We start from the raw sequence: 22098 nt of genomic DNA on the forward strand, positions 1-22098 counted from the left end.
AGAAATCAATACCCACTCAGCCTGTTAGGGATAATGACTACAAGAGGTCAAAATGAGCAAAGAAATTAAAGCCCAAGTGGTAGTACTTGGTGCCTAGGTCCTGCTGGTTACTCCGCTGCATTCCGTTGCGCCGATTTAGGCCTAGAAACGGTTCTAATCGAACGTTATAGCACGCTTGGTGGTGTATGTTTGAATGTGGGTTGTATCCCATCTAAAGCACTACTTCACGTATCTAAAGTTATCGAAGAAGCAAAAGCGCTTGCTGAGCACGGTATCGTATTTGGTGAGCCGCAAACTGATATCGACAAGATTCGTCTTTGGAAAGAAAAAGTAATCGGTCAGCTTACTGGCGGTCTTGGTGGTATGGCTAAGATGCGTAAAGTGACAGTGGTTAACGGTTTAGGCCAATTTACCGTATCCTAACTCTATCGATGTTGATGGCGAAGATGGTAAAACAACCATCAACTTTGACAACGCGATCGTTGCGGCGGGTTCTCGTCCTATCAAGCTACCATTCATCCCGCATGAAGACCCGCGTATTTGGGATTCAACGGATGCACTAGAGCTTAAAGAAGTTCCGGGCAAACTGCTTATTATGGGCGGTGGCATCATTGGTCTAGAAATGGCGACGGTATACCACTCTCTAGGTTCTAAGATTGACGTTGTTGAGATGTTCGATCAACTGATCCCAGCAGCTGATAAAGACATGGTTAAGGTTTACACAAAGCGTATCAAAAACAAGTTTAACTTGATGCTTGAAACCAAAGTAACCGCAGTTGAAGCGAAAGAAGATGGCATCTACGTTTCAATGGAAGGCAAGAAAGCACCTGCTGAAGCTGAGCGTTATGATGCGGTTCTTGTTGCGATTGGTCGAGTGCCTAACGGTAAATTGCTTGATGCTGAAAAAGCAGGTATTGAAGTTGATGAGCGCGGCTTTATCAATGTTGATAAGCAAATGCGTACTAACGTGCCTCATATCCACGCGATTGGCGATATCGTTGGTCAACCAATGCTTGCGCATAAAGGTGTGCATGAAGGTCATGTAGCGGCAGAAGTTATTTCTGGTAAGAAACACTACTTTGACCCGAAAGTGATTCCATCGATTGCCTACACTGAACCAGAAGTGGCGTGGGTAGGTAAGACAGAGAAAGAAGCGAAAGCAGAAGGTCTAAACTACGAAACAGCAAGCTTCCCGTGGGCTGCATCTGGTCGTGCGATTGCTTCTGACTGTGCTGACGGCATGACTAAGCTTATCTTCGATAAAGACACGCACCGTGTTATCGGTGGTGCTATTGTTGGTACTAACGGTGGTGAATTGCTTGGTGAAATTGGTCTGGCAATCGAGATGGGTTGTGATGCGGAAGATATCGCATTGACGATTCACGCTCACCCAACACTGCATGAATCTGTTGGTCTTGCAGCAGAAGTATTTGAAGGCACGATCACTGACCTTCCAAATGCCAAAGCGAAGAAAAAGAAATAATTAAGATTTCTTAAGCACCTAAAAAACCGCTCATCTGAGCGGTTTTTTTATGCCTAAACGTTTATCGTGAGACGTTATGTCTGAATAATGCTTAGGCGACGATTTAACGAGCGAAGGCTAGTGATTCGCTTCGTTTTTATAGATACATACCATGTCCATATAGCAATCTGTTAAAGACTTAATGCCGTCACTATCCGTATTACGGTTAGCTTCAATGAACAGTGAATAACAAATGCCATGGAACAAACTAGTAAGATGTTTCGGATCATGGTGTGGGCACACTTCACCGCGCTCAACCGCTTTGATGAACATATTTTCAATCAATGCTTGGCTGGTCTTGTTAGAAGAAATAAACAAAGGCCAAACTTCTTCGCGAGTAGATGTACTCCATTCGAACCATACTTTATTCCAATGACAATCTTCCATCACCATATCGACTACTTTATCTAAGATGTTCGTCAGGTTGTCTTTAATATCACTATCAAGGTCGATGGTGTTAGATAAGAAGTTAGAGTATTGACAGACGACGTGATTGAGCACCTCATCGACAAGATCCTCTCGGGTTGGGAAGTAATTGAAGACAGTGGCGACAGAGACTTGAGCAATTTCTGCAATATCAGCGTGTCCGCCACGGCCGATGCCGCGTTTTGCAAATACTTCTAAGGCTATTTCCATCAACTGCAGTTTACGCTTCTGAGGAGATAGGCGAGTTCTTGGTCTTTTAACGATTGAGTCCATTTGATTTTCCTTGCCAACGTTGTATGAGCATATGACGTTAAAAATGCTCAGATTATTGTGCTGAGTCAGTGGCCCCTATGCTGGGATGGTCGTTTGGCATGACGACTACGCATCATGAATCAACCACTTTTCCATTTTGGAAATATACTGCTTAGCTTTTTCTATTGAGTGATAAGTGTAATGGTGCATATATCATTTGGTCAATGCCCATTCACTGATAATTATGATAATTAGTGGGTATTTACCTGCACATCACACTTTTATTGAAAGTGTAACAGTTTTTCAACAGGTTACGTTAACAAGACACACGGCTGGTTTAGACCAGTCGTGTGTTTGTCGTATCAGGATGAGTGCTATTTTTATCGAAACACAGAAAGTGTTACCATACCGCCACTTTAAGAGAGGCTCCTCTGCTTCAGAGTGGAGTTCATTTTATTCTGCTCCTAGGGTTTGATTTTGCTGAGTTCAAAGCGGTTAGAATCGCATCGTTTGAGTACACCACAATAATCGAGATCGATATGAAACATACTATTGAAGTGATGATTTCCGAGAAAGAAGTGCATGACCGCGTTCAAGTCTTGGGTAAAGAAATTACTGAGCATTATAAAGGCAGCGAAGATTTGGTCATGGTTGGCCTGTTAAGAGGCTCATTTGTATTTATGGCTGATTTAGCCCGTGCGATTGATATTACACACTCAGTGGACTTCATGACCGCGTCTAGCTACGGCAACACCATGGAAAGCTCTCGTGATGTTCGTATCTTGAAAGATCTTGATGACGACATCAAAGGTAAAGATGTCTTATTGGTTGAAGATATTATTGATACTGGTAATACCTTAACTAAGGTGAAAGAAATTTTGTCATTGCGTGAACCTAAGTCTATCCAGATTTGTACGTTGTTGGATAAGCCTTCTCGCCGTGAGGTCCCTGTTGATGTTAAGTGGATTGGCTTTGGCATTCCAGATGAGTTTGTGGTCGGTGTGGGTATTGATTACGCACAGAAGTATCGCCACCTGCCTTACATTGGTAAAGTTGTTCCTCAGGAATAGTAAAAACGCCCGCTTCTTCTAGTTAAGAGTGGGCGATTTTTATTCTAGTGCAGAGGGGGGACGATCGTTCGAGTACTTGCCGTATGCTTTACTTCAGTATTCCGCTATTTAAAATTTTTGCCATGGCAGCTTGGTAGTTTACTTCGAGAGTTTCACGGCTTGAGCAGCGCACACCAAGATCTTGCAACTTGCCATCGCCAATACCGTATACCACGCCGTGGATTTCGGTCTCTTGTCCGCGTTCCCAAGCATTTTGCATCACGGTAGAGTTACCTAAGTTGTACACTTGCTCAGCCACATTGATTTCACAAAGCTTGTCTCCCCACATTTCACGAGGAAGTTCACCAAGCCAGTTTCTGTGCTTAAGGTATAAATCACGGATATGCAGTAGCCAGTTGTTGATAAGACCAAGTTGTGGGTTGTCAATCGCGGCATTTACACCACCGCAGCCATAGTGGCCACAAACAATGATATGTTTGACTTTCAATACGTCTACGGCGTATTGCACCACAGAGAGACAGTTAAGGTCAGTATGAATGACCTGGTTAGCAACGTTGCGGTGTACAAACAGTTCGCCAGAATAAAGGCTTCATGAGGCGCTCTGCGGGGACGCGACTATCTGAACAACCGATCCAAAGAAAGCCCGGGTTCTGACCTTCTTCCAGTTTGGCAAAATACGCTGGGCGCTCTGCTTTTATTTGCTCTGACCACTTTGAGTTATTTTCAAAGAGTTGTTTGATTTCTGGCATGGTTATTCCCTTAATTGATTCGAATTACTATACACAATGTTACAATTTGAATCCCGTAAAAATTACGTCAAAAAGCACTCATCTGACGTCTTCATGTCGCTAAAATCAACCACTTATACACAAAGTGACATTTTGTATATGAGATATAACAATTGAATTAACCACTAACACTTCTTCATACACTATTACATTTGCTATCGTACGGCGGTTTTCGAGTGATTGAACAAGGATGGATATGCAGTTAACACATCGTTTTCGTGAAATAAGCCTCAAAGGCGACCTTTTTGGTGGTGTCACTACCGCGATTATCTCCCTTCCTTTGGCGTTAGCATTTGGTGTTGCATCAGGAGCTGGTGCTGAAGCAGGGCTGTGGGGGGCAATCATGGTGGGGTTATTTGCTTCACTATTTGGTGGCTCTTCAACACTCATTTCTGAGCCAACCTAGTCCTATGACGGTAATTATGACCGCCGTTCTCACCAGCATGATGGCTAAGTACCCTGAAACCGGGCTCGCCATGACGTTTACTGTGGTGATGATGGCAGGTGCATTTCAGATTCTATTAGGCACGCTTAAACTGGGTAAGTATGTGACGCTAATGCCTTACAGTGTCGTCTCTGGTTTTATGTCTGGAATTGGGGTCATTCTTATTATTCTTCAGTTTGCGCCACTATTGGGGCAGGCAGCACCCGCTGGAGGCGTCGTTGGAACGCTGCAAGCAGTGCCGGATATTCTCAGTAATATGGATATCGCTGAGCTTTTCTTAGGTCTATTGACGCTGGCTATTTTGTTTTTATTCCCTAAGTCGTATCAAAAATACGTACCACCGCAACTGGTTGCTCTGGTGGCCGTGACGCTATTGTCGGTGCTGTTTTTTGATATGGACAGCATTCGTCGAATCGGTGAAATTCCCGCAGGACTGCCAAGTATCGTGCTGCCACATATCAACGCCGATATGCTGACGACGATGGTGATTGATGCATTAGTGCTCGGCACACTTGGGTGCATTGACACCTTGTTGACGGCCGTCATTGGCGACTCATTGACCAGGAAAGAGCACGATTCGGACAAAGAGTTACGTGGACAAGGGCTCGCGAACTTAGTCGCGGGGCTCTTTGGCGCCTTACCTGGTGCAGGTGCAACAATGGGAACCGTCACCAATATTCAAGTTGGGGCGCGTTCGCCATTATCTGGGGTAGTTCGTGCATTAGTGTTGGCGCTTGTAGTATTGGTTGCGGGTGGACTAACAGAACCGATCCCGATGGCGGTATTAGCGGGTATTGCGGTATTCGTAGGCTTTAATATCTTAGATTGGAGCTTTATTCAGCGCGCCCATAAGGTCAGCATTCAAGGTATGGCCGTCATGTATGGGGTGATGTTATTAACGGTATTTGTCGATCTTATTGTCGCGGTCGGGTTAGGGGTATTCATTTCTAATATCATCATTATTGAGCGTTTAAGCCGTGAACAGGCACGTCAAGTTAAGGCGATTAGTGATGCCGATGAGGACGATGTACCGCTGACGCCCAATGAACGACGATTGCTTGATCAGGCCAATGGTAAAATATTGTTCTTTTATCTGTCAGGACCCATGATATTTAGTGTCTCCAAAGCGATCTCTAGACAGCATTCTAGCATTGCCGATTACGAGGCGATGATCCTCGATTTAACGGACGTACCGATGATCGATGTGACGGTTGGTTTGGCGTTGGAGAACGCCATTAAAGATGCATTGGATGCGCATTGCCAGGTGTATTTATTGTGTCCGAATGCGCAGACCCAACAGCAGCTTGAAAAATTCCACATCCTAGATTTAGTGCCAAACACTAATATGTACCCGTCGCGTGAATTAGCGTTAAGCGCCGCTTCAAATCAACTTGAACAAGACATTCAATTAACGATGTAGCAGAGCTCTATCGCAGATAAGTGCAATAAATAGCGGGAATTTAATCATGATGTCGCTTTTACTATTGAAAATAGCCCAAAGCGACATCATGTTGAGTGGTACAGTGTTTACTGGTGTTATTTATTATTCGATATAATCGGAAGTATCAAATTATAACTATTTGACGACCAATTATAGTATCTGACCACAATTGGTGCACAACATGTACGCATTAGAGATAGAACAGTTACGTAAAACCTATGCTCGCGCGGCTTTGAAGCGCTGAAAGGGGTGACTCTGACGGTTGAAAAGGGCGACTTTTATGCCTTGCTTGGCCCAAATGGGGCAGGAAAATCGACCACGATTGGTATCATCACTTCTTTGGTGAATAAAACCTCGGGCAAGGTAAAAGTCTTCGGCCATGACATTGATGAACAGCTGGAATTGGCAAAGCAGCAACTCGGGTTAGTGCCGCAGGAATTCAACTTTAATCCGTTTGAGACCGTGCAACAAATCGTCTTACAGCAAGCGGGATATTACGGAGTGCCGCGTGATGTGGCAAAGCAGCGTGCCGAAAAGTACCTGACTCAGTTAGATTTATGGGAAAAACGTGAAGAGCGCGCAAGGAATTTATCAGGCGGCATGAAACGACGTCTGATGATAGCTCGAGCATTAATGCATGAACCTAAGCTGCTTATTCTTGATGAGCCGACTGCGGGTGTCGACATTGAGTTACGTCGCTCTATGTGGGACTTTCTTAAAGAAATTAATAAACAAGGTATTACGATTATTTTAACGACTCACTACTTAGAAGAAGCGGAGTTGTTGTGTCGTAATATCGGGATCATTCAACGTGGTGAGTTGATTGAAAATACTTCCATGAAGTCATTATTGAATAAGCTTCATGTCGAGACATTTGTGCTCGATATTGAGACCAACCAAACGATCCCAGAGTTGTCGGGTGTAAACTCACAGCAAGTCGTCAATGGCTCTTTGGAAATCGAGCTAGATAAGACACAAGGGCTTAATCATGTATTTGAGCAACTCAGTCGAGCTGATATCAAAGTGTTGTCCATGAGAAATAAAGCCAACCGATTGGAAGAGTTGTTTGTGTCTATTGTTCGCCAGCCAAAGCAAGGAGAGCAATAATATGTATTCAATTTATTGGACCGCATTTAAGAGCTTACTCACGAAAGAAATTAACCGTTTCACACGTATATGGGTACAAACACTGGTACCGCCAGCTATCACTATGACCTTGTACTTCATTATTTTTGGTAGCCTCATTGGCTCTCGAATTGGCGAAATGAACGGGTTTAGCTATATGGAATATATTGTTCCAGGCCTGATTATGATGTCGGTGATCACCAACTCTTATTCCAATGTGGCCTCTTCTTTTTTCAGCGCTAAGTTCCAGAAAAATATTGAAGAGTTGTTAGTAGCACTATAGTGCCTAACTATGTGATAATCGCAGGATTCGTGATGGGCGGTGTTGTGCGCGGTCTGTTGGTCGGCACTATTGTCACCTTTGTTTCCCTGTTTTTTGTCGATCTGCAAGTGCAGCACTGGGGCATTATTATCGCGACGGTATTTTTGACATCGGTGGTGTTTGCTTTAGGCGGTTTGATTAATGCCGTGTTCGCAAAAACCTTCGATGATATTTCTATAATCCCAACGTTTATTTTGACACCGCTTACCTATCTAGGTGGGGTATTTTATTCCATCAGCTTGTTGCCTGAGTTTTGGCAGGGCGTATCAAAAATCAATCCGATTGTTTATATGGTTAACGCCTTCCGCTATGGATTTTTAGGTGTTTCGGATGTCGGGATTGTGACCTCATTTAGCGTACTATTGGTGTTTATCGTGGTACTTTATGGGGTAGCACATCATCTAGTGACAAAAGGCATTGGCCTGAGAAGCTAGGCGTCAACGTGACAAGTAAAATGGTGGCATTAGCCACCATTTTTGTTTTTGAGTCGAGACAAGGACGACGAATGCAACTGCCAGCACCATTACAACACCATGCTCAACAGTCTATTGAGCGAATTAAAGAGCGCTATACAGATATTTCTCATTGGACGCCTGTTCGATATGAGCAATTGCAACGGGTATTGTCAGTCAGTGAGTTTGTGGAAGAGGCACTGCTGAAAGACGAGACACTGTTCCAGCAGCTTCCTGAGATGCTCGAGCATGGCGAGCGCGCGGAGTCTTATCGTGACCACTTACATGCTTATTTATCGGAATGCAGCATAGAAACCGATGGTCACAGGGTATTGCGACGGTTTCGTAACCGTGAGATGACCTATATTGCTTGGCGTGACATGGTGGGGGATTGGTCGCTTGAGGAAAGCCTGCATCACTTGTCTATGCTTGCTGAAGCGATGATATTTGAAACCTACAATTGGCAATATCAGGCTTGCTGTCAAGAATGGGGCACGCCTTGTAACGCAGAAGGTGAAGCTCAGCCGATGTTGATCATTGGTATGGGTAAACTCGGTGGTGGTGAGCTGAATTTTTCTTCAGATATTGACCTGATTTTTACTTATCCAGAAAACGGTGAAACACAGGGCGCAAGACGCTCTATTGCCAATGCGCAGTTTTTTACTCGCCTAGGACAGCGCATTATTAAAGCGCTTGATCAGCAAACTTTTGATGGTTTTTGCTATCGCGTTGACATGAGACTTCGACCATTTGGTGAAAGTGGACCATTAGTGATGAGCTACGCGGCACTTGAGGATTATTATCAAGAGCAAGGTCGTGATTGGGAACGCTATGCCATGATCAAAGCGCGAGTCATGGGGCGGGAGATGTACCCAGAGTACCAAGAGCTGCGCCAAATGTTGCGCCCGTTTGTTTTCCGCCGTTATATCGATTTTAGCGCGATTCAGTCTCTGCGCCGAATGAAGTCGATGATCAGCAGTGAAGTGAGACGCCGAGGCCTAGCTAACAATATCAAACTTGGTCCCGGTGGCATTCGAGAAGTTGAATTTATTGCCCAAGTTTTCCAGCTGATTCGTGGTGGACGCGAACCGAGTTTACGAGGCAGAGGTTTACTTGAAACACTTGATGCCATTGAAACGCTGAAATTACTAGAACAAAGAGAAGTGACGCACCTGCGAGAGGCGTACTGCTTTTTGCGCCGCCAAGAAAACTTACTGCAAGCCATGGGCGATAAGCAGACCCAAACGCTGCCTGAAAAGGAAGATGATCAGATCAAATTGGCCTTTGTGATGGGGTTTGATTCGTGGGAGTTGATGTTAGAGGCAACCTCACAGCATATGCTCAACGTGCATTGCGTATTTGGTGATTTGATTGGTGAAGACGATGAAGAAGAACCTAATCCAATACAAAAACACTTTCATGAATTATGGGACATGGCTCATGATGCTGAAGTGGTTGAGCATATCCTTGAGCATGATTTGAACGTTGCAGAGGCAGAACAAAAGCGAACCATTATCTGCCAGTTTAAAAAAGATCTAGCAAAAAAGACGTTGGGGCCGCGTGGCCGAGAAGTGTTAAACCGCCTCATGCCGAAAGTGTTCAATGCGATTTATGCTCATAAGGACGCGGAATTTGGCTTGTCTCGAGTGTTGTATGTGTTGCACCGCATTGTGACCAGAACAACGTATCTTGAGTTGCTCGATGAGCACCCAGCCGCACTAGTCCAGCTGGTGCGGTTATGTACCGCCAGTCCAATGATTTCCGAGCAGTTAGGTCGTTATCCGATCTTGCTGGATGAGCTGTTAGATCCTTCCCACCTTTATAACCCTGTGCCATTAGAGTCGTATAAAACAGAGTTGCGCGACTACCTTGCCCGTATTCCAGAAGAGGATATGGAGCAGCAAATGGAAGCGCTGCGTCAGTTTAAGCAAACTTGTATTTTACGTATTGCCGCGGCAGACATTGCGGGTGTGTTACCTGTAATGAAGGTGAGTGATCACTTAACGTATTTGGCTGAAGCGATCGTTGAAGCTGGTGTGAATCAAGCTTGGCAGCAAATGGCCGAAAAGTTTGGTGAACCGACGCACATTAAAGATCGTGGCAGTAAAGGTTTTGCTGTGATTGGTTACGGCAAAGTGGGTGGCTGGGAGTTGGGCTATAACTCGGATCTGGATATTGTCTTTATGCATGACTGCCCGGTTAATGTATACACCGATGGAAAAAAAGAGCTGGATGGTCGCCAGTTTTACCTACGTTTAGCGCAGCGCATCATTCATATTTTTTCAACGCGTACCGCGTCAGGAATTTTATATGAAGTGGATACGCGACTGCGTCCTTCAGGCGTGTCTGGTTTGCTGGTCAGCCCGACCGATGCTTTTGATGAGTATCAACACAATGATGCATGGACATGGGAGCATCAAGCTTTAGTCCGGACTCGCTTGATCTATGGCGATGCTGATTTGCAGCAGGCATTCAATAACACTCGAGTTGATGTGTTAACGAAAGCGCGAGAAGAATCGGAACTGAAACCCAAAGTCGTTGAGATGCGTGAAAAGATGCGAACGCATCTTGGAGGAAAGAAAGCGGGACGGTTTATGCTCAAGCAAGATCCCGGCGGGATCACTGACATCGAGTTCTTGGCTCAGTACTTAGTGCTACGTTTTAGTCATGATAAACCAAAGCTGACTCGTTGGTCGGACAATGTCCGTATCTTTGAAACCATGCTTAAGCAAGGGGTGATGGAAGAAGAGCAGGCAATGACGTTGATTCGAGCCTATACGACGCTGCGAGATGAAATTCATCATCGTAATCTGTTAAATTTGGATGCGGATGTCGCCGAGGACAAGCTTCTTGCTGAGCGTGAAGCGGTGATTCAAGCTTGGAAACAGTGGATGATCTCATAACGCGAATTTGGTGTCGGCAGTAGGAGTTGTGCTACTATCTTTTCAAAGCTTTAACCTGACGCTTGTTCCTACTATCGGTTGTGAATCGAGCATGAGTGATGCGTCAGGGATTACGCATACAAAACAATTTAACGTGGTGAGGTAGCTTGCCGCGGTCGTTATTTGGAGTAAGAAATGAAACCCATCCTACCTGATTACAGCGATTCAGGCGTACTGATTGTTGGTGATGTTATGTTGGACAGATACTGGTATGGTCCAACCGGGCGCATATCTCCTGAAGCTCCAGTACCTGTGGTTAAAGTCGAAAATAATGAAGAACGTCCCGGCGGCGCTGCAAACGTAGCGATGAACATCGCATCTTTAGGTGGCCACGCCCATACTATTGGCTTAGTCGGACAAGATGAACCAGCAAAAGTACTCACCGATACACTGACGTCTTTGAAGGTAAAATGTGACTTTGTAGAGTTAGAGAACTACCCAACCATTACTAAGCTGCGTGTACTTAGCCGTGGACAGCAATTAATCCGTTTGGATTTTGAAGATAAATTTGAAAATACCAACCCAGAGCTAGTGCTGACAAGAATGCAGAATGCGTTGCCTAATGTAAAAGCGGTGGTGCTGTCTGATTATGCTAAAGGGGCGCTAGAGCACGTTCAAGCCTACATTCAACAAGCTAAGTCAGCAGGAGTGCCAGTCTTTATCGACCCGAAAGGTGCGGACTTTGAACGCTACCGTGGTGCCACATTACTGACGCCAAATATGCTTGAATTCGAAACGGTTGTTGGCAAAGTCAAAAACGAAGAAGAGCTAGTAGAAAAAGGCTGCGCGTTAATTGAAGAGTTTGACTTTGAAGCGCTACTTGTCACGCGCAGTGAGCATGGTATGACGCTACTTCGCCGTGGTGAAGCACCATTCCACCTGCCTACTCAAGCCAAAGAAGTCTTTGATGTGACGGGTGCTGGAGATACGGTTATCTCGGTATTAGCTGCCTCTGTTGCAGCAGGTAAGCCGCTCGATGAAGCGTGTGCGCTCGCCAATGCAGCGGCTGGTGTCGTAGTGGGTAAGCTAGGAACGTCAACACTTTCTACTATTGAGCTAGCTGAAGCGGTACACGGTAGTCAGGATACGGATTATGGCGTGATCAGCGAGTCGGCTTTGATTGAAGCGGTGAAAAAAGCGCGCTCAAAAGGCGAGAAAGTGGTCATGACAAATGGCTGTTTCGACATTCTTCATGCCGGTCACGTGTCTTATTTAAACCACGCAGCCGAGCTAGGTGACCGATTAATCGTCGCGGTGAACACCGACGAATCAGTGCGAGCGCTGAAAGGACCGGGTCGCCCTGTGAATCCAACGGATCGTCGTATGGCCGTTCTTGCGGGATTGGGTGCGGTAGATTGGGTTGTCCCGTTCTCGGAAGAAACACCGCAGCGTTTAATTGCTGAAGTATTGCCGAGTTTATTGGTTAAAGGCGGCGATTATAAACCTGAAGAGATCGCTGGCGGAACCGAAGTGATTGCGGCTGGTGGCGAAGTGAAAGTGCTTAACTTTGAAGATGGTTGCTCAACGACGGAAATTATCGAAGCGATCAAGGGTGGTCAGGGTTAATCCCTTTCTATAGCACGAGAGAACGCTGTAATTAAAAAGGGACGCCATGGCGTCCCTTTGTTCTTCAACTGATTTGTTCTTCAACCGATTTATTTTTCAATCAATTAGTTTGTTCGCTTAAGACCAGCATTGATATCAATAATATCTTGCTCGCTTAACGTACCGACGGATTGGCGTAGGTTCAAGATGCTGACGATGTAATCGTAACGAGCATCAGAGAGGTTACGACCTGCGTCGAACACAGATTGCGTTGCTTCTAGTACATCGACAATAGTACGAGTGCCCACATCAAAACCGGCTTTGGTTGCTTCTAGTGCTGATTGCGCAGAAATAACCGTTTGCTCGTAAGCGCGGATAGCACCAATGGACGAGTTAATGTTGTTATTGTTAGCGCGAACATTTTTCACAACCGAGCGGTAAGTTTGCTCTAGCTGCTCACTTGCTGCCACATAAGCGTACTCTGCTTGTTTAGTTTGTGACGTAATGTTGCCACCGCTATACAAAGGTACAGATAGGTTGATACCAGCATTGAAAGAGTTACTACCATCAAATGCGCTTGCGACGTTGTTGCTATTACGCTCGTTGCCGTAGTTGTAACCACCATCAAGCGTTAGCTTAGGAAGGTGACCAGAGCTTGCTAGTGTAATGTTGTCTTTAGCGATGTCTTGTCCGATACGAGCCGATAGCAAATCAAGGTTTTTGCTTTGTGCTTCTTCAATGAAGAAATCAACCGAATTGGTCGGGCGCTGAGCAGAGAAACGATCCGTATCTAGCTCATCGATATTAGTGTGCTCTTGTCCGGTGATTTCACGTAGACCTTCGTACTTATTTAATAAGTCGTTTTCAGCCACGACTTCATCAGCCAACACTCGGTCATATTGCGCTTGCGCATCATGAACATCGGTAATCGCGGAAAGACCTACTTCAAAACGTTGCTTGGTTTGCTCTAATTGACGAGCCACCGCCGCTTTATTCGCTTTGACAAACTCTAGACTGTCTTTAGAACGTAACACTTCAAAGTACGCTTGGGCCGTACGTAGGATTAAGTTTTGCTGGGCAGCGGCATAAAGTGAATCAGATTGACGAGCATTTTTTTCCGCCGTATCAAGCGTGATCCAACTTGCGCGGTTGTAGAGTTCTTGAGAGAAACCAATACCGCTGTTGAGTTTATCGCTGTCTGCGGTGTCTACATCACTACGAACTGCGTTGTAGCCAGCAGTGAGGTTAATTTGCGGTAGTAAGGTGCTTCGAGCAGAGTTGATGGCTTCAAATGCACGATCTCGCTCAGCCGCTGAACGCAGTAGTTGAGGATCGTTCTGTTTAGCTTGATCATAGACTTCGGTTAAAGAGTCGGCCCATGTCGCTGCACTTACGCTTCCTAATGCAGCTGTGATGAATAGTGGAAGCAGTTTTTTCATTTGTCCTAATCCTGCCTGAATACTGAATAAGAGGTATGATTCACAGTTTAACTTAAAACGAGCGTAATTTACTCGAAACTTTGCAAATTTTTACGCTACAACCTGCAAAAATGCGACAATAAATTAACCAAAACCCAATGTTTTTTGAATTATTACGTAAAAAGTTGAAGCTGGTCGTTGGTAGTTGGGCTAATCGTTGAGTAAACTGTAAGATTCATTTTTATTGGGGGTCGTCATGGAAGGTTCAGAACAACCGTTGCCTAAATATACATCACAAGATGTCGAAATAATCTCGAAACAAACGGTGTTTAAAGGTTTTTTTGAAATGGTGTTGTATCGATTTAAGCATCGCCTTTTTGACGGCGGTTGGAGTCCTGAAATTCAACGAGAAATGTTGGTTCGTGGCGGCGCGGCGGCATTGCTGCCTTATGATGCCAAGCGCGATGAAGTCGTACTCATAGAACAGATTCGAGTGGGTGCTCTTGAACATTCTTCACCTTGGCAAACCGAAATTATCGCTGGAATTGTTGATAAACAAGAGTCTGTTGAAGAACTTGTGCAGCGAGAAGCGGTCGAAGAAGCAGGTGTTGAGGTGAATAAACTCACGCGTATCACCGCTTACTATCCATCATCAGGTGGTTGTTCGGAAAAAATTGAAGTCTTTGCGGGTCAAGTTGATGCCTCGACAGCGAGTGGTATTCACGGATTAAAAAGCGAAGGTGAAGACATTCGCGTAAAGGTTGTTTCACGACAAAAGGCGTATCAAATGATAGCCAGTGGTGAAATTGAGAACGGCGCATCTATTATTGCGCTGCAATGGCTTGAATTGAATTATCGTCAGCTACAGCAAGAGTGGTAAACATGGCAACAACACGTCACATCGATGGTAAAGCGTATCATGTTGATCTTGCAGAGCTCATGCGAGTCTATGAGACTAATTACGCCAAATTAAATCGATTGATCCCGACGGATCCCATTGTGGGGGATGTGCGCTGTTATCAAGCTGGGTCATTAACTTACCAGCTGGAGATTATAGAAGTGACCAAGTACACAACATTGGTCGAAATTTGCCAAGATGATGAGCTTCCTGTTTTCCCTTTGCCTAAAATGGTAGTAAGGCTCTACCATGACGCAAAAGTTGCCGAAGTTTGTCATTGTGAGCAAACCGCTAGAGTGAAAGCAAGGTATGATTACCCCAATACTAAAATGCTTCAGAAAGATGAAAAGTTTCAGTTTAATCAGTTTCTTAGTGATTGGCTGACGTTTTGTCTAAAAAATGGAATTAGTCGAGCTCCGATTATGTATCGAAGTTAAACAATAGTAGATATTCAGGTCTTATTATTTTGAAAACAACACCCAGTGGTGAATCTCAGTCTAGTGCCGTCAGGTTACTGCAATTGACCGACACGCATCTATTTGCGCCTCAGGATGGCTGCTTACTGAGTGTGAACACCCACGACAGCTTCAAAGCTGTTGTGTCTGAAGTGTGCCAGCAAGGCACGCATTTTGATGCATTATTGGCAACGGGCGATATCTCTCAAGACCATACAGAGTCATCTTATCGAAAGTTTGTTGACGGCATTGTGCCGCTTAACCTCCCTTGTTTTTGGTTGCCGGGTAATCACGATTTCAAACCCAGTATGAACAGTGTATTGGATTCACCTCTGATACAAACCGCAACGCATAAGTTGCTGGGCGAGCATTGGCAAATAGTGTTGCTGGACTCTCAAGTGGTGGGTGTACCCCATGGTCGATTAAGTGACAGTCAGCTGGAGTATTTGGATAGAAAACTCAGTGAACACCATGATCGACATACGTTGGTGTTGCTCCATCATCATCCAATACTGGTGAACAGTGCTTGGCTTGACCAGCATTCACTAAAGGATTCACAAGAGTTTTGGGATATTGCCGATAAACATGACAATGTGCGTGCTGTGTTATGTGGTCATATCCACCAAGAACTTGATTTAATGCACCATGGTGTAAGGGTATTAGCAACACCGTCAACATGCGTTCAGTTTAAGCCCAACTCCAATGAATTCTCTTTGGATATCTTGTCGCCAGGATGGCGAGAGCTGGAGCTCTTTAGTGATGGTCAGCTAGACACCATCGTTAAACGTTTACCACACGGCGCATTTCGTCCCGACTTTAATGCTGAAGGTTACTGATTTTAATGCTGAGGGTTACTAATGGATAAAAAGCCGTCGCTATTGCTCTACATTCATGGTTTTAACAGCTCACCTCAATCACATAAAGCGCGTGTCATGCAGCAGTTTTGTCAGGAGCATCGCCCTGATATTACGGTTGTGGCTCCGCAAATGCCGAGCTTCCCTAAGCAAGCTGCTAGGTATTTGACTGATGTTATACATCGCTATGAAAAGACGCATCGAATTGGCTTAATTGGTAGTTCATTAGGTGGTTATTTGTCGACGTGGCTAAATGCGCAGTATGGTTTTAAAGCCGTGTTGATTAATCCAGCGGTTAAACCTTATGAGTTGTTAGTGGATTTTCTTGGTGAGCAAGAAAATCCTTATACTTATGAGCGATACACATTAGAATCTCGCCATATCGATGAATTGAAAGCGTTAGACGTAGTGGTCATTCATTCACCTCGTGATTTCTGGTTGTTGCAACAAGAAGACGATGAGGTATTGGACTACCGTCAAGCTGTCGCTAAGTATTCGAACTCAAAGCAAACAGTGGAAGCAGGTGGCGATCATAGTTTTGTTAATTTTGAGCGTTATCCAGAGCAAATTATCCACTTCTTAGAGTTGTAGCTTTTTCACTAATAAGCGTGTAGCTGAGGAGGGAGTCATAAATTTCCCCCCAACTTTGGTGCGAAACTTGACAACACTTCCTTTGAGCCAGACTATGATGTGTCTGTACTTACGCGTGTGCCTTAAGACTTGTTGGTTACGAGTCAAATGAAGGCCGATGGTGCAATGCATCATCGACTCTCTTTTTGCTGCTAAGTATCAATCTTTATTTGAGTAAAATTTCCGTATTATGACAGAACAATATAATGCTGGAGCCATTGAGGTTCTCAATGGTCTTGAGCCAGTACGTCGCCGACCAGGGATGTATACGGATACAGCGCGTCCAAACCATTTGGGCCAAGAAGTTATCGATAACAGTGTCGATGAAGCGCTAGCCGGACATGCCTCGAAAGTGCAAGTAATTCTCCACGCCGATCAATCTTTAGAAGTGATTGATGATGGTCGAGGTATGCCCGTAGATATCCACCCAGAAGAAAAAGTGTCGGGTGTTGAACTGATTTTTTGCAAGTTGCATGCTGGTGGCAAGTTTTCTAATAAAAACTACCAGTTTTCTGGTGGTTTGCATGGAGTCGGTATCTCTGTGGTCAACGCGTTATCGAAACGTGTTGAAGTCACCGTTCGCCGTGATGGTCAAGTCTATGAAATGGCGTTTGAGCACGGCAACAAGGTTGAAGAGCTGACAGTAACGGGGACTTGCGGGCGTCGTAATAAAGGGACCAGTGTTCACTTCTGGCCTGATACGAGCTACTTTGATTCCGGCAACTTCTCCGTGACTCGCTTGGTAAATAACCTGCGTGCTAAAGCCGTACTATGTCCTGGGTTGGAAATCACCTTTAGCGACAAAGTGAACGGAAAAGATCATAAATGGCATTACGAAGATGGTCTGAAAGATTACCTTGCTGAAGGGGTGAAAGGCTATACCGTTTTGCCAGAAGTCCCTTTTACTGGTGAGTTTTCTGCAGAGACAGAAGCGGCGACTTGGGCGCTAATTTGGCAGCCTGAAGGCGGCGAAATGATCACCGAAAGCTATGTTAACTTGATTCCTACCGCTCAAGGTGGCACGCATGTTAACGGCTTACGTCAGGGGCTTCTTGATGCCATGCGTGAGTTTTGTGAGTTCCGAAACTTGCTGCCACGTGGTGTTAAGTTAACGGGCGATGATGTGTTTGATCGCTGCTCGTATGTCTTGTCCGTGAAAATGCAAGATCCTCAGTTTGCTGGGCAAACCAAAGAACGCTTATCGTCACGTCAGTGTGCAGCTTTTGTTTCTGGCGTTGTGAAAGATGCTTTTAGTCTGTGGTTGAATGAAAAGCCCCAGTTGGCAGAGCAACTCGCTGAAGTATGTATTGCTAATGCTCATCGACGCATGCGTGCGAGTAAAAAAGTCGTGCGTAAGAAGGTCGCGTCGGGCCCAGCTCTACCTGGTAAATTGACCGATTGTTCACAGCAAGATCTGAACCGCACAGAAATTTTCTTTGTGGAAGGGGACTCTGCTGGAGGCTCAGCGAAACAAGCTCGAGATCGTGAATTTCAAGCCGTGATGCCACTACGAGGTAAAATTCTGAATACTTGGGAAGTGTCGACGGACCAAGTGTTGGCCTCTCAAGAGGTGCACGATATCTCGGTTGCGCTGGGGATTGACCCTGATAATGATGATTTGAGTGCTCTGCGCTACGGTAAAGTGTGCATTCTTGCCGATGCGGACTCGGATGGGCTACACATTGCAACCCTACTATGTGCCCTGTTTACCAAGCACTTCAGAGGACTAGTCTCGGCGGGGCACGTGTATGTTGCCATGCCACCACTTTATCGAATCGACTGTGGTAAAGAAGTCTTTTATGCCCTAGATGATGACGAAAAAGATGGCATTTTAGAGCGATTGAGTAAAAAGAAAGCGAAGATCAACGTACAGCGATTTAAAGGTCTGGGTGAAATGAACCCATTACAACTTCGCGAAACGACGATGGATCCGAATACTCGCCGCTTGGTGCAACTGACGATTGACGATGACAGTGCAACCGATGAAATGATGGATATGCTGCTAGGTAAAAAACGAGCGGATGACCGCCGTAGCTGGCTGCAAAGTAACGGCGACATGGCCGAGGTATAACGATAATGTCGACTGAAATATCTTTTGATGGCGTTGAACAGCTGCCAATGCGCAAGTTCACCGAAGATGCCTATTTAAATTACTCAATGTACGTGATTATGGATCGTGCATTGCCTTATATTGGTGACGGCCTTAAGCCGAGTACAGCGTCGTATTATTTACGCCATGTCTGAGCTGGGTTTATCATCAGCGGCCAAATATAAGAAATCCGCACGTACCGTTGGTGATGTACTGGGTAAGTACCACCCGCACGGTGATTCTGCGTGTTATGAAGCCATGGTATTGATGGCACAGCCGTTTTCTTATCGCTACCCGTTAGTAGACGGTCAAGGAAACTGGGGTGCACCTGATGATCCTAAATCGTTTGCTGCGATGCGTTATACCGAAGCGAAATTGTCTAAGTTTGCTGAAGTATTACTGAGCGAAGTCGGTCTAGGTACGGTTGAGTGGCAACCAAACTTTGACGGCACGATGAAAGAGCCGAAGATTCTTCCTGCGCGCTTACCTCATATTCTACTAAACGGAATTACGGGTATTGCGGTGGGTATGGCAACGGATATCCCGCCTCATAACGTCCGTGAGGTTGCGGATGCAACCGTGCACTTAATTGATAATCCAAAGGCGGAATTGTCGGATGTCATGGCGTATGTCAAAGGGCCTGATTACCCAACAGAAGCGGAAATTATTTCCCCGCAGACGGACTTAGAAAAGATCTATCGTACTGGACGCGGTAGTGTGAAAATGCGTGCGGTTTGGCATAAAGAAGGCGCAGATATTGTTATCACCGCGCTACCTCATCAGGTCTCTGGTGCCAAGTTGCTAGAGCAGATTGCCAACCAGATGCGTGCGAAAAAGCTGCCTATGGTGGATGATCTTCGTGATGAATCGGATCATGAAAACCCGACTCGCATTGTGATCGTGCCACGCTCTAATCGTATTGATTGCGATCAGTTGATGAATCACTTGTTTGCTTCAACAGATCTTGAGAAGAACTTCCGCGTTAACCTCAACATGATCGGTTTGAATAATCGTCCACAGGTGAAAGGGCTCGTTACCATTTTATCAGAGTGGATTGCTTACCGCCGTGAAACGGTTCGTAAACGCTTGCAGTATCGTCTTGATAAGATCTTAGCTCGCTTGCACATCTTGGAAGGTTTGCTGATTGCGTATCTCAACCTTGATGAAGTGATTGAGATTATTCGTACTGAAGATGAACCTAAAGCCGTTTTAATGGCGCGTTTTGGTATCACCGACATTCAAGCTGATGCGATCTTAGATACCAAGCTTCGTCACCTTGCGAAGCTGGAAGAGATGAAAATCCGCGGTGAACAAGATGAGCTTGAAAAAGAGCGCCAAAAGCTAGAAAGCTTACTGGGCTCTGAGCGTCGCATGAATACTTTGCTGAAAAAAGAAATTCAAGCAGATGCGGAGAAATACGGTGATGATCGTCGCTCGCCATTAGTTGAGCGAGCAGAAGCGAAAGCGATGACAGAGCGTGATCTTGTTCCTAGTGAGCCGATCACCGTGGTTCTATCGGAGAAAGGTTGGATTCGTCATGCGAAAGGTCATGATGTTGATCCATCAGGGCTAAACTATAAATCCGGTGATAACTACCTTGCAGCCGCGCGCGGCAAAAGTAGTCAACCAGCGGTATTCCTAGGAAACGATGGACGCAGTTATTCACTTGAATCGCATTCATTGCCTTCTGCACGAAGCCAAGGTGAACCAATTACTGGGCGCCTTAATATCAATGCGGGTACGAGTATTCGCCAAGTCATCATGGGTGAAGAATCGCAGTTGTGGTTGATTGGTTCTGATGCGGGTTATGGGTTTGTTTGTAAAGGCTCTGATCTTCTGTCGAAGAACCGAAGCGGTAAAGCTCTGGTGACCTTACCACAAGCTGCTGAAGTGATGACGCCAAGTATGGTGGGCGACTTAGATTCCGATGAAATCATGGCGATTACCAATCAGGGAAGAATGTTGTTGTTCCCGATAAAAGACTTGCCACAATTAGGCAAAGGTAAGGGCAATAAGATCATCAATATCCCGTCTGCTAAAGCCAAATCGAGAGAAGAGTTTGTTTCTCACCTAATGGCATTACCTCAAGGTGCGTCAGTGACGCTTTATGCGGGTAAGCGTAAGTTAGGTCTCAAACCTGCAGACTTGGAAAACTTTAGAGGTGAGCGGGGTCGTCGCGGTGGACTTCTACCAAGAGGTCTACAGCGTGTCACTCGAATTGACGTAGAGGGCTCTGTGTCATTTGATAGTGAAACAGTTGATGAATAATTGGTTTCGTTCGCTATAAACAAAAAATGCCGCTGAGAAATCAGCGGCATTTTTTTATCGGTGGTTTTTATGCGTTATGAGGTCTATTCGCGGCTATCTTCAGCAACGGTCACAGGTAGTGTCATCTCTTTACCGTCTCTCAATAAGGTAACGTCGACAGTGGTTCCTGGTCTTAAGTCTGTGACGAGGTCTAATACGCCCTGTCTACCATTTAACTTTTTACCGTTAATCGTCAGAATAATATCTTGAACTTCAATGCCGCCTTTCGCAGCGGGTCCTTGTGGGTCCAGTCCGAGAACAATGATGCCACCAATGTGCTCATTGCCTAATAGGCGAGCCGTGACAGAATTGATATCTTGCCCATCAATGCCGATATAGCCGCGAATCACTCGACCATCAGCAATGATTTTCTCCATTATCTTACTGGCAAGCTTATACGGGATAGCAAAGGAAATGCCATAGGTTTCTAAGTCAGTAGCTTGTTGGAATGACGCGGTATTGATGCCGACAAGCTCACCTTGGGTATTGACTAAAGCACCACCAGAGTTACCTTGATTGATAGCGGCATCGGTTTGAATAAAGGCTTGAATACCTCCGGCACTAATAGATGAACGGCCAGTGGCGGAAATAATGCCAAACGTTGTGGTTTGTCCCAAGTTATAAGGGTTGCCAATTGCCAAAACGACATCACCGACTTTAGGGCTGTAGCTTGGGTTGAGAGGAATGACCGGGAGATCTGAGCCTTCTACACGTAATATGGCGATATCAGTGCGCTGATCTTTACCCACCAGTTGCGCAGCGGCAACACGACCATCTTGCAGTGCGACAATGATTTGATCGGCATTGGCGACCACATGGTAGTTAGTGATGATATAGCCTTTTTCGCTCACGATGACACCAGAACCCAGGCCTTGTGTGGACAGTGTTGTACGGTCGCTTTCTTTATATTGCTTAGCTATAGATGTTAACGACGGCTGGTGCCGCTTTACGTACCGCTTGATTAAAAGAGACTTGCAATGAAGCATCTTGCGTCGGCGTTGCGTCAAACTGCTCTGAGATGATCGTAGGTCTTAGCGACGGAACGGCAATTAAGACTAACAGAGCCGTAATCAGCCCCATTGATACAGATCGTAATAAAAAGTTCAGCATTGCTCTC

At 45.4% G+C, this 22098-nt stretch carries 12 protein-coding genes and 6 pseudogenes; 13 read left to right on the top strand and 5 right to left on the bottom strand.

The features are described from left to right. Window positions 1-52: 52 nt before the first annotated feature. Window positions 53-1483, top strand: a pseudogene (gene lpdA, locus AC0L66_RS02805) (dihydrolipoyl dehydrogenase). Between the two features lie 117 nt (window positions 1484-1600). Here the strand turns inward: lpdA and AC0L66_RS02810 are convergent. Further along, a complete protein-coding gene (locus tag AC0L66_RS02810) occupies window positions 1601-2221 on the bottom strand; it encodes a LuxR/HapR/OpaR family quorum-sensing transcriptional regulator (RefSeq protein WP_265676513.1) in 621 nt (206 codons plus the stop codon). 518 nt (window positions 2222-2739) lie between these two features. On the opposite strand from AC0L66_RS02810, the gene hpt reads away from it, so the two are divergent. Continuing rightward, window positions 2740-3270 (top strand): hypoxanthine phosphoribosyltransferase, encoded by a 531-nt coding sequence (gene hpt / locus AC0L66_RS02815; protein ID WP_250617381.1) that lies wholly within the window; start codon window positions 2740-2742, stop codon window positions 3268-3270. Window positions 3271-3358: 88 nt separating this feature from the next. On the opposite strand, the pseudogene can reads toward hpt, so the two are convergent. Further along, a pseudogene (gene can / locus AC0L66_RS02820) lies at window positions 3359-4019 on the bottom strand (carbonate dehydratase). Between the two features lie 235 nt (window positions 4020-4254). On the opposite strand from can, the pseudogene AC0L66_RS02825 reads away from it, so the two are divergent. The 5 genes and pseudogenes from AC0L66_RS02825 to hldE all read left to right on the top strand — a co-directional run bounded on the left by AC0L66_RS02825 (window position 4255) and on the right by hldE (window position 12351). Next, a pseudogene (locus AC0L66_RS02825) lies at window positions 4255-5923 on the top strand (SulP family inorganic anion transporter). Window positions 5924-6125: 202 nt separating this feature from the next. Continuing rightward, window positions 6126-7051: pseudogene (locus AC0L66_RS02830) on the top strand (ABC transporter ATP-binding protein). A gap of 1 nt (window position 7052) precedes the next feature. Next, window positions 7053-7825: pseudogene (locus AC0L66_RS02835) on the top strand (ABC transporter permease). Between the two features lie 71 nt (window positions 7826-7896). Beyond that, a complete protein-coding gene (gene glnE, locus AC0L66_RS02840) occupies window positions 7897-10746 on the top strand; it encodes a bifunctional [glutamate--ammonia ligase]-adenylyl-L-tyrosine phosphorylase/[glutamate--ammonia-ligase] adenylyltransferase (RefSeq protein ID WP_473569178.1) in 2850 nt (949 codons plus the stop codon). A gap of 174 nt (window positions 10747-10920) precedes the next feature. Continuing rightward, window positions 10921-12351: a bifunctional D-glycero-beta-D-manno-heptose-7-phosphate kinase/D-glycero-beta-D-manno-heptose 1-phosphate adenylyltransferase HldE gene (hldE, locus tag AC0L66_RS02845; RefSeq protein ID WP_265676518.1), complete on the top strand. Its 1431-nt coding sequence runs from the start codon at window positions 10921-10923 to the stop codon at window positions 12349-12351. 104 nt (window positions 12352-12455) lie between these two features. Here hldE and tolC read toward each other — a convergent pair whose 3' ends face one another. After that, complete coding sequence (gene tolC, locus AC0L66_RS02850; RefSeq protein WP_473568334.1) at window positions 12456-13769, bottom strand: outer membrane channel protein TolC; 1314 nt, start codon at window positions 13767-13769, stop codon at window positions 12456-12458. A 235-nt stretch (window positions 13770-14004) separates the two neighbouring features. On the opposite strand from tolC, the gene nudF reads away from it, so the two are divergent. The 6 genes and pseudogenes from nudF (at window position 14005) to parC (ending at window position 20942) form a co-directional block, all read left to right on the top strand. Further along, on the top strand, window positions 14005-14628 hold the full coding sequence (nudF, locus tag AC0L66_RS02855; protein WP_265676520.1) for an ADP-ribose diphosphatase: 624 nt from the start codon (window positions 14005-14007) through the stop codon (window positions 14626-14628). A 2-nt stretch (window positions 14629-14630) separates the two neighbouring features. Continuing rightward, entirely contained in the window at window positions 14631-15083 is a 453-nt protein-coding gene (locus AC0L66_RS02860; RefSeq protein ID WP_265676521.1) for a DUF1249 family protein, read from the top strand. 29 nt (window positions 15084-15112) lie between these two features. Then, window positions 15113-15937, top strand: a complete 825-nt coding sequence (gene cpdA, locus AC0L66_RS02865) for a 3',5'-cyclic-AMP phosphodiesterase (RefSeq protein ID WP_265676522.1) — start codon at window positions 15113-15115, stop codon at window positions 15935-15937. Between the two features lie 21 nt (window positions 15938-15958). Then, complete coding sequence (yqiA, locus tag AC0L66_RS02870; protein ID WP_265676523.1) at window positions 15959-16546, top strand: esterase YqiA; 588 nt, start codon at window positions 15959-15961, stop codon at window positions 16544-16546. A gap of 229 nt (window positions 16547-16775) precedes the next feature. After that, window positions 16776-18656: a DNA topoisomerase IV subunit B gene (gene parE, locus AC0L66_RS02875; RefSeq protein WP_265676524.1), complete on the top strand. Its 1881-nt coding sequence runs from the start codon at window positions 16776-16778 to the stop codon at window positions 18654-18656. A gap of 5 nt (window positions 18657-18661) precedes the next feature. Then, window positions 18662-20942 (top strand): annotated as a pseudogene (gene parC, locus AC0L66_RS02880) (DNA topoisomerase IV subunit A). 83 nt (window positions 20943-21025) lie between these two features. Here the strand turns inward: parC and degS are convergent. Then, entirely contained in the window at window positions 21026-21967 is a 942-nt protein-coding gene (gene degS / locus AC0L66_RS02885; RefSeq protein WP_473568336.1) for an outer membrane-stress sensor serine endopeptidase DegS, read from the bottom strand. After that, window positions 21894-22091, bottom strand: coding sequence for a hypothetical protein (locus tag AC0L66_RS02890; RefSeq protein ID WP_473568337.1), 198 nt, complete (start codon window positions 22089-22091; stop codon window positions 21894-21896). The genes degS and AC0L66_RS02890 overlap by 74 nt, the downstream gene beginning before the upstream one ends. Window positions 22092-22098: the final 7 nt, after the last annotated feature.

The organism is Vibrio sp. GJ43-1 (assembly GCF_055808835.1).